This is a genomic window from Gluconacetobacter dulcium (genome assembly GCF_014174165.1).
In the GTDB taxonomy this organism is placed as follows: domain Bacteria; phylum Pseudomonadota; class Alphaproteobacteria; order Acetobacterales; family Acetobacteraceae; genus Gluconacetobacter; species Gluconacetobacter dulcium.
Map to the genome: position 1 here is coordinate 170,434 of NZ_JABEQN010000007.1, position 13,682 is coordinate 184,115.

A 13,682-nucleotide genomic window follows, 5' to 3' on the forward strand; every position below is an offset into this window, starting at 1 on the left:
CAGAGGCGGCTTGGAATCAGGGAGTCTGGACCAGCGCGGACTGGTATTTGTAGCTGACCATCAGGGTCAGCGCGTACCAGTTACCGGGCTCATCAAGGTCCGGCGGAACGAAATCCTGACGGCCGTAAAACAGTCCCGAGGGCCAAGGCTGCGGCGTATCGCCGACAGGGGCACGAAAGGCGGCGCTCATCGCGCCGCAATGCTCCAGCGCATCGGGCGTGCTCATGGCGCCCTTTGGAACCATCAGCACCAGGATGATCTGGCCGTCTTCCTCGTTCTCGGTCTCCCCCATGCCGAGCCGGTCGCTGGAGGCGATGCCCATGGGGATCTTCCAGTAGGGATCCGTTCGTTTCGACAGGTCCTGCAGGAGCGGATCGATGATATCGACACCAAGATGTCCGCACACCGCCGTTGCGCGGGCGTAGGCGTCGTTCCAGACTGTGTCGGACAGCATTACGCCCCCCCTGCCGCGATCAGCGTCCAGCCGATCAAGGTCGGCCCGCTATAAACCCCGACCGCGTCCGTCAGGGTGTAGGTGCGCGATCCATCGACCAGATTGTCGCCCTCCTGGGGGGTGAAACCGGCAGAACCGGTTTCGTCTGCCGTGATCTGGGCGATGAATGCAGCGCGCGCCACGCCGTCAGACAATTGGGAGGCCTGCGGGGGAGGGGCGTAAGCCGTCAGGGTGACTGACCCGCCGTTTCTCGGGCGCGACAAGGTCATCGACCGCCCCTTGGCCCGGATCTGTCGGCGCCGCCGGTCTGCGCACCAGCTCATCGGACACCGATCCCGCCGAAGCTGCGCAGAGCGTCCGCCGCAGCCTGCGGCAGGCCGCCGCTGCCGGCTGCGGGCGATGCCCAGGACGACGATCCCACACCCTGCTCGCTCTCCGATCGCAGCAGGGGGTCACGCCCGCCACTGTGATAGAGCGCGGCCGCAGCCAGCCGGGTCGCCTGCTGGATCGCGCGGGGCAGGTCGCCCAGCACGGGTTTTCCATCGTCACCGATCGTCGGCGCCGTCCACCCGGCCTGATAGGTCACGACGTATCGTCCGCAACGCCAGAGGGTCCCCCACCCGTCCGGCGGGTAGATCACCCCAGAATCGGGCGCCAAATTGAGCGCCGCGACAGCATCGACCGACCATGGCGAGCCGTTGACCGAGAATGCTGTGATGGCCTGGAGCGGGCGGCAGCATACCAGCAATCCGGTGCGTTGTTCATCAGGACCGAGCGTCAATGTGTCACGCCACTCTGCCCTCAGTATCGGGCGCCTGATGAAAGTCAGGACTTGGTCGGATGCGTCGAGCAACAGGCTTTCGAGCCGGACATCCTGGGTGTCATCACTGACACCCAGATCCGCCTTGAGATCGGCCAGCAGCGCCAGCGCCACGGGCTGCGCCGGCTGGCCGACAGGGATTGTCTGCCTCACTGGCCGATCCTCCTCGATCAGCCGCCGGCGCGGCGAATGTGCCCTTGATCAGGGCCTGCGGACGGTAGACGGCCAGCCCCAGCCGCTCTTCCGCCAGGATCGTGACCATGCCCTTGGTCAGGTTGTCGCGGTCCTCGGTCGAGATGATGACGGTCGCATCCTCACGATCAAAGAGCTGCGCCGCGTAACGGAATGCCCCGGTCAGGAACGTGTTCTGTGCGATGGCCAGCGATTCCACGACCGGCAAGCCCCACAGAGATGGCGACGCCAGACCGGTTGGATTGGCGAACACGTATCGCTGCTGGCCGTCCTTCGTGAGTTCGATCGAAGCCCAGTCGATCGGATTAAGGACATGCCCGGTAGCGGGGAACAGCGCCAGAGTCGCCTGGAGCATCGCCAAGCGCAGCCTGTCGATCATGGTCTCGTTCGCGACATTGACCCCTGCCGGCGCGGCGTAATTGGATGCCTGGATCATCAGGCCCTTCAGGTTCTCGCCGGTGCCGTCGCCATTCAGGAGCTGATCATCCTCCTTGTAGGCCAGACCGTAGCGCAGGCGCCCATCGATATAAGATGACAGCATCGGTGCATCCGACAGGATCTGTTTCGACGCCAGCATCCAATGCGCCACCGTGCGCACCGGCAGACTCTGGAGATCGAACTTCAGCTCGGACTGCGGGTAGACGTTATCCGGGTTCTCCGCGACCATGTCCGCATTGTTCGTGAAGACCGTTTCACGGACATAGTCGATGGCTCCGGATGTCGTGTTCCCAGGCATCAGCAGGTTGCGCACGACGAGCTGTCGGTTCGGGAGAACCTGAACGATACCCGGCTGTCGGTCTGCCACGACAAGGCCCGTCGTCCCCGAGGCGCCCGTCGTGCTCGCGGAGGTAATGTTCTTCACCTCGAACTGGGCGGTGCCGCGCCAAGCCCCACCCTTGGTAGCCATGGCTTTATACTCATCGGAGTCCGTCACCCGCACGCCGATGCTTTTGGCTTCCGTCGGCGCACCTTCTCCGGGCCGGCGGGCCATCTTCTGTTCCATTTCCGTCAGGCGGGCGGACAGGGTGTTCATATCGAGCAGGGCCTTATCGGCCAAATTCTTCGTCTCGGCCGTCAGGGTGCCGAGGTTCTTCATCTCGGCCTTCGCCTCATCGGCGGTCTTCTTGACGTTGTCGGTCGCCTCTTTCAGGGCGACGATCGCGGCCTTGTATTCCTGTTCGGTTGCCATGAGATTTTTCCATAAAAAAAGGCGCCCAGAGGCGCCGTGGTGAGAAATGAAATCGGGGTGTCACCCGATAATCGACAGCGACCTGAGCGCGCCGATGTCGAAATTCAGAAGCGGATCTGAAGGGGCAGGAAGGCCCACGCCAAGGCTGGGAAGAATGGCGGCCAGATCCGCCAGAAGGCTCTTGGCCTCTATCGGGACGCGCTGGCCGGTCAGTGCCTCATGGGCGGCCTGCATATGCTCCAGCAGATCCGCGCGCTCCTGCGCCGTCGGGGCATCGCCTCCGCCAAGGACGGACTGATGCAGGGCGATGGCGTTAGCAACGGCCTGAATGGCTACGCCCGGTGCACTGGTTGCTTTCCATCCCATCCGGCCCTTGAGTTCCGTGACGCGGGACAGGGCGTTGCTGGGGTCATCGACCAGGCTGACTTCGAACAGGTTGGCCTGCTTGATCTGGCGCCGCGCACCGGGCTGGCTGGCCTTCGCGGCGCCCCCTTCCGGCACGCTGTATCCGATCGAAAGGCCGCCCAGCGCGCCATCCTTGACCCGCTCATACAGCAAACGGCCCGCATCGGTGTTGACACCGGAGATCTTGCCTTTGACGTGCAAGCCCTTGCTGTCCTCGCTCACGTCGTGCCAGACCCCTGCCGGGACCCCATCGCCGCCGAAAACCCCGTGCATGACATGCATGGGTAACGCCCGTCCCTGCGCCTTGCGTTCCGCCAGCGACGCGGCAAACGCGCCGGGACTGATCACGTCGCCATGGGAATCGGTATTCCCGAAAACCGCGCCGTAGCCCTCGACCGCGCCCGCCACGCCCGCATCGCCGGGTGCCAGCTTGAATTCGAAGGGGACGGCACAGACCTTCAAGCCGTCAATCATCGTCTGGATCTCCTATGCCAGCGGGTTGGGGTAGCTGCTGCGGCGGGCCGCCCGGAACAGGCTTGAGTGTCGGCTGGACGGCGGCCTTGCCGACATCGACCAATGGGATCATCTGCGCCTGGACGGTCAGCACGTCGCCTCCAGGTAGTGGCGGCAGATCGTCATCAGCACGGATCTCGTTCCGCGTTCGCACACCGTTCGTGGCCTCGCTGGTATTGAGCTGGGCGCGCGCCGCGCTGTCAGCGCGTAGCAATGCCTTGACGTTGTGCTTGGCGTATAGCGTTTGCTTATCGACCGCAGATAACAGACACCGCCAGATTGCCTGCTCGATCCGTACCAGCCACGGCTGTAGGGCGTAGGTCAGGAACCAGAGATTCATCTGTTCCAGGCCGCTCCCCCACGCGGTGGATTTTTCCATTCGGCCGATCATGACCGGCTGGACGCCAAACCAGCGGCAGATCGTCTCGACGTTGAAGCCGCGCGCCTGCAACAATTGGAGGTCGCTGGGGTTGAGACCGATACTCTCAACGGTCCAGCCGCCTTCGAGCAGGGGCGTTTTTCCGGCATTTATCGCACCGGAGTAGTCCTTTAGGATCTCCTTGGCTCGTATGACCTGCGCGTCGTCCAACCAGTCAGGGCTTTTGATATAGCTCTGGGAGAGCATCCCATTTGCATACATCCGGCCGGCAGTTTCCTCAGCCGCAATCGCGGCGCCGAGGCTGTGCCTCGCGGCGCTGATCGGCGAGATGCCCATGATCCCGTCCAGGCTAAAGCCTTTGACGTGGAAGATGTCGGCCTCATCGATCACGAGCACCTTCTGCTGCCACGAATAGGTGTAGATGAGCGATCCGCTTACCGGATCCCGGCGAACCGTCATCCGGTCGGGGCGCAAGGGGCTGATCGCAATGATAGCCCCGTCACTCCGCCGCTCGATCTGGCCGTAGGCGTTTCCCCACAGCAGCAGGCTCGCCACCATGCATGACCAGAACTCCATGGCTGTCATGTCCGCATTGGGCATGTCGTGCAGGATCCGGAACAGCGGATGGTCACGCGCGAGAGCGGCCCTGCCGTTTCCCTGCTGCCGATACAGGTTGAGCGGAAGAGTGGCGATGATCTCGGACAGCAGGCGCACGCATGCCCACACTGTGTCGAGCTGCATCGCCGTGTCGACGGTGACCGTCTTGCCGGCATAGCTTCCGCCGCCCGCCAAGAAGGCGCCCAAACGAAGGTCGGTCAGCGACACGCCCGTGACCGCATAGGCGATCGCGCTGGCCGATTTGTAGAGCATGGCCTTGAAGCGACTGCGCATGCTCATGTCGACAACAGCCCGCGCCGCATGAAGCTTTCCATGGTTTTCTTGACCTTCGGGTTCAGCGCCATAACGGCGACTGCGTCGAACAGCGCCATCAGCGGGTCGATCTTCTTCCCGCCGGCCACCTGTTTCTCGATATTGAAGGCGTTCCCGCGCGCTACGACCCGCGCGTTCCCGACCGCCCATGCCATGATGGGCCGCCCTCCGTGCCAGAACGTCCCGTCGACCAGGCGACGTTCGGTCGTCTTGATCGCGCCAATCATCTTCCAACCCTGGCTGATTCCGACGACACGATCGTCGCCGATCCCTTCCTCAGCCAGTGCAAGCACGATGTCGGCCACGCCGGCGGGATCGAGGCCGATCATGGCCAGCTTTCCGGTACGATCGACAAGCAGGACGATCGCGACCAGTTCTCGCAACTGGTCATCCATAACGGGGCCGATCACCAAGTCTCTCTCGGCTGCAAAGTCGAGGTAGCGTGGTGCCTCCTTTTTCCGCGTCTCCAACACACCGGAAAAGACCCAACTCTGCTGCCAATGAAGCCAGTCGCCGGTCACTGCATTGCGCCCTAGCAGTCCGAGAGAGAGAAAGTCGTCTGCTCCTCCGCCATCAATGCCGCCAACGATCAGGTCCGACCGCCGGATCAACTCGTCCAGGGTCAGTGACGGGTCGCTCTGCTTCTCCCAATAATCGGCTCCTGCCCAGCGATCGGCGCCCATCGCCATGCCGATCTGGACGTTGAGGTGCTTGGACAGGAAAATCCGAACCTTCTCCTCGCCTTCGTCCAGTGCCTGCTCGAACTTCTCCCACAACCATTCTTCACTGACCGAAGCCCCCATATTGGGATTGGTCATGTAGAAATTTTCTGGGTTACGCTCGCCTTTGGCGTCGAGGATCGCCTTGGGAAACTCATAGATCAGTGGAAGAAAACGCCGGTTATCGATCTCTCCATCACGGACCTTGCGGGCATATTTGAGCTTTGCGGCGAACACGCCGGCTGGCGGTTCTTCCGACTGAGTGCTCAGATAGATCACGAAGCCTTCGGGACGCGATGCCAGGCCGCCGGTGGCTTCCAGCAGCATATTGTCCGCGGTCGCCTTTTTGCCGAACTCATGCAACTCGTCGATGAGGACGCCCGTCGCTTTCTTACCGACGACAGTTTGTCCATCAGCGGCGACGACCTTTAGGGTGGCGCCGCTGGCTTGATGAGTGATGATTTTCTGATGTGGCGAGACATGGAAGATTTCCGATAATGCCTCATCTGCCTTGATGATATCCCAGGCGGGCCGGAACGCATTGTCAGCAGCTTCCTTGGTTGGCGCGAGAATCAGAAACTCGGCTGACGGACGCCAATTCAGTACCAGGGCAGCCAGCATAATCCCGGCGGCGATGGTCGATTTCGCGTTCTTCTTGCTGACCAGAACGAAAAACTCGCTGATCAGACGTCTTCCGCTTTGGTCGTCGTACGCACCGAAAAAAACCTCGGCGAAGTCGGTAAGCCATGGCAGGTTGGCTTCGCCGAATGTGGGCTGCCCCGCAACATCTACCAAGCGAAATGCCTGGAACGCGCCCTCCATCGCCCGCTTGGCATAGTCTGGAAACAGCGGCCCGCAGGGCAGGAGGCTCCGGCGTTCGACGATGCGCCGTTCCCAGTCAGGGCAGGCTGTCGTCCATTCCAACACGTTGGGTGGTGTGACCGGAGGCAGACCAGCTCTGTCGGGGCTGCGGCTTCGTGACTTTCTGCCGGCAAGTGTTCTCGGCTTCTTCCTTCCCGTCTCATTTGCCACGGTTGTTATTCACCACCAGCTTGGGAGGCGCTCCCATGGCGAAACGGCCACCGCCGGTTGCGGCAGCTTTCGCTGCATCCTTTCGCAGCTCCTTCTTGCCCTTCTCGGCTTCCGTTTCCTTCATCGCGCCGAGGGCCTGCGCGATTGTCTTCAGCGTTGTGGCGCGGGCCGAGAGGCTGACTGCCTTCATCATGGCCTCCCGACGACGCCCGTTTGAATCGTCAGTCGTTTCGACCTCGATCATCTTCTCAAGCTCGTCAGCATGCGCGGTAGCTGCGTCCAGCTCGGAGAGCATCCGCAAGGCAATATCGCGGCCGAGGTCTGCGTGATTGCCAGTGGCCTCAACTGGAGGCGCGAGCGCTCGGCGCGCAGGGGCGGGGGAATGGGCAACTTTGTGGTGCGCACTTTCGCGTCTGGTGCGCACCTTGGGCACCTTGCTGCGCACCCAACCCTCGGCTGTCGCGCGCTTTCTGATCGCGCTCTCAGAGAGCCCATGCTTCTCAGCAATTTGGCGGTTTGACAGGGCTCCCGCGCGGAAATCCGCCTCGATAGCCGGCCAGTCGACGGCCCGTTTTGTGGTCATGATCCACCGTCAATTGTGCGAAGTGCGCACCTCGCATCCGTTCAGACGGAAAAAATTTTCGCGCGTGGGACCGGTGCGGTTTGGCCCCTATGCGTTCCGTTCAAGATTGGACCCGCCCCCATGCACCCGGCGCATGGATGCGTCTGGTGCATGGGTCAGCCAAATCTATGCGCTAGGCGCATACCTTGTTGCGACCCGTTCCGCGCGGGCACGGGCCGTCTTCCGGGTGTGGCAGGAGCCGCAGAGCAGCCGCACGTTTGCCTCGGCGAGCGGCGCGCCACCGTCCTTCAGCTCCTGGACGTGGTCACCAAAAATCCGGGTGTTTTCGCGGCCGCACTGCTCGCAGCGGCGGCCGCGCTTCCGGATCAGGGTCGTGACCAATTGGCGCCAGGCCGTCGACAGATAGAATGGGTCGGCGGTCTTCTTCGGCACCTGCGCGATGCTCGTGTCCAGCGTCCGGACCGGGCTATCCAAGCACCGCAAAGGCGCCTGCTTCCTGGGCGATGGCATTGTGGACCTCAAAGGGAAGGGGACATCACCATCAGCTCGGCCGCCTTCGAGGGCCGGCCGCCGACAGTATAGGTGGTCGAGACGGATTCGATCTTGAACCCAGCGAAGATCCGCCGGATCTCGGGCACGTCGTTGATCGAGAGGATGAAGCTGCCTTTGATCGTGCCGAGGATCGTGGCCAATCGCTCGAAGTCATCCGAGGCAAAGACGCCGGCGCCGTAGTCACGCTCGCATCCCCAATATGGCGGATCGAGGTAGAACAGCGTGCCCGGCCGGTCATACGTCCCGATCAGACGGTCATATGGCAGGCATTCGATGACCACGCTCGAAAGCCGCTGATGCACCTCGTCCAGCACCGCAGCCAACCGGGTTACGTCGAAGCGGCTGCCGCGCGTCGGGTCCACGCCGAAGTTCCGCGACCTGATCTTTCCGCCGAATGCCAGCCTCTGGACATAGAGGAACCGCGCCGCGCGGTGCAGGTCGGTCAGCGAATACGGGTTCATGGAGAGCAGGCGCTCGAATTCCGCCCGGCTGGTGAGCTGGAAGCGCAGCATGTCCATCAGCGCGACATAGTGGTGCTGCAAGACCCGAAACAGCGTCGCCACATCGCGGGAGACGTCGTTGATGACCTCGCTCTTGGCACGAAAAGGACGGCGCAGAAACACGCCGCCCATGCCGATGAATGGCTCGACATAGGTCGTGTGTTCGACCTCGGCGATGCGTTTGATGATACGGCCCGCGAGATTGCGCTTGCCACCAAGATACGGCGCTATCGGCTGCACCGGAGTCGCCGCGATTTGTGTTGGATGCATCGTACTGATACTCGATCGCCCGTTCCTTCACAGGAACCGGGGCGGGGGTTTCCCGTGCGCAGTGTCCGCTGCGCGGCGTGGTTTGTGTCAGCAAACCAGCCCCTGCCCCTAACCTGTGGAGCAAGGGAAACCGTGGCCCTGGTTAAGCGCGGGCGATGTCGAGCGGGACCTGACTGAAGGCGTCTTCTGCCCGCTGGCGCTCGTGGAACCGGATGTATGCCTTCGTGGTGTCGATTCGGATGCTGTCGGAGATCGCGCCCATGGCGCGCTTCCATTCGTCATCCTCGATCGCCAGGCGCCGGAGCCCAAGGATCTTGTCGGTCCGGATCTTGCCTTCCTTGCCGACCTCGAACGCATCCAGCACGACAGCCCGCACATTGGCGTTGCCGCCCTCGGTCCAGCGCGTCAGGCAGCTATCGATCAGGGTCTTGGCGACCTGCAATTCAGGGCCGAACGAGATGGAATCGCCGATGGCGACCGTGATCCGCTTCGTGCCGTCGTAGCTCGGCAGCGTCAGGTTGCCCTTCGCGCCGCCCATGGCCGTGTCATAGTTCTCGGCCAGGAGCGCCAGAAACGACCGGATCTCCGAGAAGCAGACTTCGCGGAATGCGCGGAGCTGCTCCCGTCGTTCCGCAGCCTGCGCGAACAGCCGGCACACCAGGTCATCCTGGAGCAGATGTTCGGGCTTCACCTTGTCACGCGGGACCAGCCGGCCGGCCGAATCCTGCATGTAGCCGTCCGGAATGGTCATGCCGGCATCTCCCCGGTGACGCCCTGTGCTCGACGGCGGCACGCCTTGGCCCGCAATGCGGCCCATAGCCGCACGCCAGGACGGCGATCCTTTTCCGCGATGCGGCCGTAGTGCGCGGCCGCGCGCTGCCACACGCTGGCGTCCGTCGCCGGCGTGCGAGCCTGACTGGCTGACTTCATGAGATGGTCATCCCTGACAGTGGGGGACTGCCCGCGCTGATGCGGTCAGTCGAGATATTTCCCGGCGCCGTCGCCCTCGCGGACGTGGCTGTATCGCGTCGTCGTGGCGAGCGATGCGTGGCCGAGCTGCGCCTGGACGACATGGGGCGGCGCGCCCCGGTCCTGCGAATGCGAGCAGCAGGCGTGGCGGAGCCAGTGCGCCGAGACGGCCGATGACAGGCCAGCCCGCCTCGCGGCCCTCTTCGCGATGCGGTCTGCCGCCTTGACGTGAAGAGGACCGCCCTCGTGGCCGGGGACAACCGGCGCATCAGGCCGTTTGTCGACCCGCAGGGCCACAAGCTCTTTCCATAGCTTGGCGGGCACCACGACCGATCTGGTCTTGGCGCCCTTGCCGAAAATGCTGGCAATGCCGCCCTGCTGGCGGCGCGTCATGTCCCGCCATGTGAGGCCGCATGCCTCGCTGATGCGGAGGCCCAGCACATACAGGACGCGGAGCAGCGCATGACGGCGCGGATCGGTCTCGCTGTCGATCATCCTCGCCACGTCTTCCTCGGGCAGGATGCGTTCGTGGAGCGTGTCCCGTGCCCGCTCCAAGCGGAACGCAGCGCCCTCATCCGTGGGGAGGACCCGCATCGTTGCGCCGAAGGCGAGCAGCGATTTGACGGCCGACAGCTTCCGCCGGCGCGTGGCATCCGATCCGTCCAGGCAGTCGAACCAGGCTTGCAGGTCATCCAGCACCACCTCGCCCAGCGGCTTGCCGGCATAGGCCATGAAGGCGCGGGCATCCCGCTCATAAGCCCGGCGGGTGTTCTCTCCCCGGTTGTGGAGCCACGACCGCAGAAGCAGATCATCGCCCGAGACCTTGGCGAGATCTGGCGGCCCGCTGGCGCGCGATCCCGCACGATCTCTCTTAACCATTTGATCCACCTAAATAAGTGGCCAATTTGACCCCGCCAAAAACCGGGAGATAACAGGCATTATCTCCCGGCTTTCCGGGGGGGCTTGCGGGTTATCTCCCGCATGTCGCACTGCCCCGTGTCCGATAATTCCGGGTTATCATCCCGGCTTTCGGCGACTGGGCAGCGCGGAGACCGGCATCAATCGGAGGGTGCGCCGCCGACCTTCCGGCCGCAATCCCACCAGCGCGGCCCACGGCCGAGCGTCGACGGCACCACGCCTGGGCGCAGTTCCTCCGTCTTGCGTGCCGCGTTCTCCCGCATGATGGCCCGGTCGATGTGCTGCATAAGCGCGTCGGGCGCGGCGCCAGTCCGATCTGCGCCAGTCCGGGCGCTCGTCCAGAACCGGTCGGCGCAGCGCGCGGCAAGATTGGTCACCTGGCCTGGTGCGCACGGAATTTTCCTGCACGGCACGTCGGCGCGGTGACGCGGCAGAGCTTCGCGCTCCAGCGGGACGATCAATGCCATTCCGTCCAGCACGGACACGACAATGCCGTGACGCGATCCGCGCACGACAATGTCGCCGCGCTGCACCGGCAGCGGGCGTGGTTTCATGTTTCACCGAGAGGGAAGGTGCCCGTTGGGCATAAAAAAGGCGTGTCGCCCGTTTCCGGACACACGCCTTCGAAGATGCTACCAGATTTGCCCGAAAAATCCGGACACGTCAATCTCGCCAGTGAGCCCCCGGCATCTCATCATACAGTTCGATGGTCTGCTCCAGAACCAGTGCCGAGGCCCCGGAGATATTGCGTCTGTGCTTGGCCAAGCGGTTTGCCATTTCATCCAGAGGTAAGCCGTCGATCATCAGCATGATCAGCAGGTTTTCCCCCACGCGGCCGATTGCCTTCCTGATGTGCTCGCACCGTGCCGATGCCGCTGCACGGGCCAGCATGACGTCGTGGAGATCGCCCCTTTTGCCCGTTGCCGCCCGTTCAGGATCTGAAGCGCCAAGAATGCCCGTTTCATAATCGCGAGCCCACATATTGGCCGCGATGACATGAGCCTGATCGATGGCCTTGGATCGCCGCAGGTTATAGAGGCCTGGCGCCGTCCGGTAGACATCGATCGCGCCGACTGCATCCTTCGGATCCAGCCTGACCATTTCGACTTCCCCGCGCGCCAGGCGCTCGGGGGTTGGTGTTGCTGTGGCCCGTTGGCCCTGAGAAACCGCCGCCGCGCGCGGCCGGCGGGATGACCGTGCTGATTTCACCGTGCGCGAACCATATCCGTCTCTGCCCCCGTTTTTGCCTGGAATCGGCCGCACGCATCGCGCGGCTGCTCCATCAGCGTCATGCGCCGGCGCACAAGCACCAGCTCCAAACGCAAATTGGCCAGCTCGCGTCCGAGCTGGCCGTTCTCCTGCCGCAACCGGCGGGCCTCCCTGCTGGGTTGGATGAGCCGGGCCAGAAATGCTCTCAAGCAGCATCCTCCTGTGGCCGGTAGGCCGCCAGATAAGATTCCAGGCGCAGCTCAGTGATCGGGCGGCCCAACTCACGCGCCTTGTCCGCCCACAGGCGCCGCACCTTCGTGTAATCGCCCTCGGTCTGCATGATGCTCGCGAAGAGGCGCTGGTCATGCCCGTAATCTTCCCGCGCCCGGCGTTCCCATTCGGGCGTCGGCGCGGCCGGGCGGCCGATCTCTTCCGGCATCAGGGAAAGCGTTCGATGCGCTTCCCACGCTGCGCCGATCGCCTTCTGGAACGCGCCCATATGCCGGGGCGTGTCCTCATTGGCCTTCATCGCCTGGACATGGGTCTCAACGGCTTCGACCAAGACGTCCGCCGGGCAGCCGCGCTGAAGCCAGCCCCGGATCGCGCCCATCTGTCTGGACAGGGCCGTGCGCTCCCAGCCCGCCGCGCACAGCACGCGGTTGGCGGTTTCCGCCAGAAGCTCGGGGGGGACCGGGGCAGTTTCCGGCTGGGTTTCGGTTTCGGCGGTTTCCTCAGATTCAGAAGGAGAGAAATTAATATCTCTATCTAGATCTAAGGAAACCCCGGAAACCGGAACTGAAACCGAAACCCCGGAAACCGAAAACCCATTTCGGTTTTGGTTTCCTGTTTCGGTTTTCGGGGTTTCCACCGTCCGAAGCAGGCGCATCGAGCGCTGCTGCCCCGCATGTTCGGCCTCGGCGAGGCGGCGGGCATAAGCCGCCTCCGGAGATTCACCCTTACGGGGCCGGCCGCCACGGCGCGCATTCGTCTGATTGGCCATGGTCTGGATCGTCATGTCCGCCGGCAGCTCTCCAGCCGCAATGGCCGCCTCGATGGCGTCCTGCCGCGCTGCGCGCTCTGCTGCCTTGCGTGCACGCTCCTGGCGGCGCAACTCACGCGCCAGCAGGTGAGGGCTATACAGGCATCCCTCGTCATCCCATGCGGCAAAGCCACGCTGCACGATCTCGGGCAGCGTACGGGTCAGAACGTCGGCTTGTTCGCCGATCAGGGTGGCGATCTCGGGCACCGGCAGAGCATGGGCGCCGCTGCGGAACGCAATCATGCGGCTCTCATGCAGGGTGTCGCGGATCGACACGACAACGCCCCGGATCTCGGCCGGGGCGCAGCGCAGCAGCTTCCAGGGCGGGACGGCGGCAGCGTCGAACGCTGCCGGGATGGCAAAGCCCGCCGTCATGCCGCTCCTCCGGCTACCGATCCGTCATGGATCGGCACGACCCTGTGGTGTGCGCCCAGCCGGGCCTGGCACACGCGCATCGCCTCATGCACGACCGTCAACAGGCTGTGCAGGTCCGCCGACAACTCGCGCGCCTCATCCTCCGTCACGATGCCATCGGCCAGGATGCGCAGCGTCGTCTGGAGCGCGGCCGAGGAATTGAGCGACACGCGCTCCATGCTCTCGGCGACGGTGCCTGTACCGACATGCACCGGCATCAGCGCGTAGCCTTCGATCCGGGCGATCTCCCGCAGGATCACCGGCTCATGGGCGCGGCGGTCCAGATCAAGGGCGACATCGACCGGGACGATCGAGGGGCGGTGCGGGTTCTGGTAGTCCGAGAGCTGGCTGTTTCCGACCCGGCAGATCGTTTCTGCCGCATGGACGCCGCCGACCTTGCCGATCGCATTGGCAGTCGCGGTCTTGATCGCCGCCAGGGTCTGGGCGTCGTTACCCGTCATGGTGCGGGTTCCTCACGTCGTCAGGGCAACTGTGTTGATCATGTGATCTGCAAAGTCTGACCTTTCTGGATCATGGCATTGAGGATGACGAGAAGCTGGCGTGCGATGGCGATAAGGATGGTCTTGGGTGCCTT

General features: G+C 63.7%; 17 protein-coding genes. All 17 read right to left on the reverse strand.

Features of this window, described 5'->3' with window-relative positions; genetic code table 11:
* Positions 1-16: 16 nt before the first annotated feature.
* Positions 17-454: a hypothetical protein gene (locus HLH25_RS08055; RefSeq protein ID WP_182973554.1), complete on the reverse strand. Its 438-nt coding sequence runs from the start codon at positions 452-454 to the stop codon at positions 17-19.
* The gene (locus HLH25_RS08060) at positions 454-777 is read right to left on the reverse strand and encodes a hypothetical protein (protein ID WP_182973555.1); all 324 of its coding nucleotides are present in this window, start codon (positions 775-777) and stop codon (positions 454-456) included. Before HLH25_RS08060 ends, HLH25_RS08055 begins: the two co-directional genes overlap by 1 nt.
* On the reverse strand, positions 774-1,427 hold the full coding sequence (locus tag HLH25_RS08065; RefSeq protein ID WP_182973556.1) for a hypothetical protein: 654 nt from the start codon (positions 1,425-1,427) through the stop codon (positions 774-776). Before HLH25_RS08065 ends, HLH25_RS08060 begins: the two co-directional genes overlap by 4 nt.
* Entirely contained in the window at positions 1,339-2,655 is a 1,317-nt protein-coding gene (locus HLH25_RS08070) for a phage major capsid protein (protein ID WP_182973557.1), read from the reverse strand. Before HLH25_RS08070 ends, HLH25_RS08065 begins: the two co-directional genes overlap by 89 nt.
* Before the next feature lie 60 nt (positions 2,656-2,715).
* Positions 2,716-3,534 carry an HK97 family phage prohead protease gene (locus HLH25_RS08075; RefSeq protein WP_182973558.1) on the reverse strand — a complete coding sequence of 273 codons (819 nt, stop codon included), beginning with the start codon at positions 3,532-3,534 and terminating at the stop codon, positions 2,716-2,718.
* The gene (locus tag HLH25_RS08080; RefSeq protein WP_182973559.1) at positions 3,527-4,849 is read right to left on the reverse strand and encodes a phage portal protein; all 1,323 of its coding nucleotides are present in this window, start codon (positions 4,847-4,849) and stop codon (positions 3,527-3,529) included. Before HLH25_RS08080 ends, HLH25_RS08075 begins: the two co-directional genes overlap by 8 nt.
* Positions 4,846-6,633 carry a terminase large subunit gene (locus tag HLH25_RS08085; RefSeq protein WP_310889067.1) on the reverse strand — a complete coding sequence of 596 codons (1,788 nt, stop codon included), beginning with the start codon at positions 6,631-6,633 and terminating at the stop codon, positions 4,846-4,848. The genes HLH25_RS08080 and HLH25_RS08085 overlap by 4 nt, the downstream gene beginning before the upstream one ends.
* Positions 6,623-7,216, reverse strand: coding sequence for a terminase (locus tag HLH25_RS08090; RefSeq protein WP_182973560.1), 594 nt, complete (start codon positions 7,214-7,216; stop codon positions 6,623-6,625). The genes HLH25_RS08085 and HLH25_RS08090 overlap by 11 nt, the downstream gene beginning before the upstream one ends.
* Positions 7,217-7,381: 165 nt before the next feature.
* Positions 7,382-7,690 (reverse strand): HNH endonuclease signature motif containing protein, encoded by a 309-nt coding sequence (locus HLH25_RS08095; protein ID WP_246401644.1) that lies wholly within the window; start codon positions 7,688-7,690, stop codon positions 7,382-7,384.
* 44 nt (positions 7,691-7,734) lie between these two features.
* Positions 7,735-8,508, reverse strand: coding sequence for a DNA adenine methylase (locus HLH25_RS08100; protein ID WP_343065491.1), 774 nt, complete (start codon positions 8,506-8,508; stop codon positions 7,735-7,737).
* 172 nt (positions 8,509-8,680) lie between these two features.
* Positions 8,681-9,289 (reverse strand): DUF3164 family protein, encoded by a 609-nt coding sequence (locus HLH25_RS08105; protein ID WP_182973563.1) that lies wholly within the window; start codon positions 9,287-9,289, stop codon positions 8,681-8,683.
* Positions 9,290-9,513: 224 nt separating this feature from the next.
* The gene (locus HLH25_RS08115; RefSeq protein WP_182973565.1) at positions 9,514-10,386 is read right to left on the reverse strand and encodes a tyrosine-type recombinase/integrase; all 873 of its coding nucleotides are present in this window, start codon (positions 10,384-10,386) and stop codon (positions 9,514-9,516) included.
* A gap of 179 nt (positions 10,387-10,565) precedes the next feature.
* Positions 10,566-10,979, reverse strand: a complete 414-nt coding sequence (locus HLH25_RS08120; protein ID WP_182973566.1) for a hypothetical protein — start codon at positions 10,977-10,979, stop codon at positions 10,566-10,568.
* A 109-nt stretch (positions 10,980-11,088) separates the two neighbouring features.
* Positions 11,089-11,526, reverse strand: coding sequence for a hypothetical protein (locus tag HLH25_RS08125; protein ID WP_182973567.1), 438 nt, complete (start codon positions 11,524-11,526; stop codon positions 11,089-11,091).
* A 104-nt stretch (positions 11,527-11,630) separates the two neighbouring features.
* Positions 11,631-11,843 (reverse strand): hypothetical protein, encoded by a 213-nt coding sequence (locus HLH25_RS08130; protein ID WP_182973568.1) that lies wholly within the window; start codon positions 11,841-11,843, stop codon positions 11,631-11,633.
* Positions 11,840-13,048, reverse strand: a complete 1,209-nt coding sequence (locus HLH25_RS08135) for a hypothetical protein (protein WP_182973569.1) — start codon at positions 13,046-13,048, stop codon at positions 11,840-11,842. Before HLH25_RS08135 ends, HLH25_RS08130 begins: the two co-directional genes overlap by 4 nt.
* Positions 13,045-13,548, reverse strand: coding sequence for a hypothetical protein (locus tag HLH25_RS08140; RefSeq protein ID WP_182973570.1), 504 nt, complete (start codon positions 13,546-13,548; stop codon positions 13,045-13,047). The genes HLH25_RS08135 and HLH25_RS08140 overlap by 4 nt, the downstream gene beginning before the upstream one ends.
* Between the last annotated feature and the right edge of the window lie 134 nt (positions 13,549-13,682).

What these genes read in the sequence shown, in the direction of transcription:
- HLH25_RS08070 (WP_182973557.1), bottom strand. Translation starts at nt 2,655, where the DNA reads ATGGCAACCGAACAGGAATACAAGGCCGCGATCGTCGCCCTGAAAGAG.
- HLH25_RS08075 (WP_182973558.1), bottom strand. Translation starts at nt 3,534, where the DNA reads ATGATTGACGGCTTGAAGGTCTGTGCCGTCCCCTTCGAATTCAAGCTG.
- HLH25_RS08135 (WP_182973569.1), bottom strand. Translation starts at nt 13,048, where the DNA reads ATGACGGCGGGCTTTGCCATCCCGGCAGCGTTCGACGCTGCCGCCGTC.
- HLH25_RS08080 (WP_182973559.1), bottom strand. Translation starts at nt 4,849, where the DNA reads ATGAGCATGCGCAGTCGCTTCAAGGCCATGCTCTACAAATCGGCCAGC.
- HLH25_RS08120 (WP_182973566.1), bottom strand. Translation starts at nt 10,979, where the DNA reads ATGAAACCACGCCCGCTGCCGGTGCAGCGCGGCGACATTGTCGTGCGC.
- HLH25_RS08105 (WP_182973563.1), bottom strand. Translation starts at nt 9,289, where the DNA reads ATGACCATTCCGGACGGCTACATGCAGGATTCGGCCGGCCGGCTGGTC.
- HLH25_RS08090 (WP_182973560.1), bottom strand. Translation starts at nt 7,216, where the DNA reads ATGACCACAAAACGGGCCGTCGACTGGCCGGCTATCGAGGCGGATTTC.
- HLH25_RS08125 (WP_182973567.1), bottom strand. Translation starts at nt 11,526, where the DNA reads ATGGTCAGGCTGGATCCGAAGGATGCAGTCGGCGCGATCGATGTCTAC.
- HLH25_RS08060 (WP_182973555.1), bottom strand. Translation starts at nt 777, where the DNA reads ATGAGCTGGTGCGCAGACCGGCGGCGCCGACAGATCCGGGCCAAGGGG.
- HLH25_RS08115 (WP_182973565.1), bottom strand. Translation starts at nt 10,386, where the DNA reads ATGGTTAAGAGAGATCGTGCGGGATCGCGCGCCAGCGGGCCGCCAGAT.
- HLH25_RS08055 (WP_182973554.1), bottom strand. Translation starts at nt 454, where the DNA reads ATGCTGTCCGACACAGTCTGGAACGACGCCTACGCCCGCGCAACGGCG.
- HLH25_RS08140 (WP_182973570.1), bottom strand. Translation starts at nt 13,548, where the DNA reads ATGACGGGTAACGACGCCCAGACCCTGGCGGCGATCAAGACCGCGACT.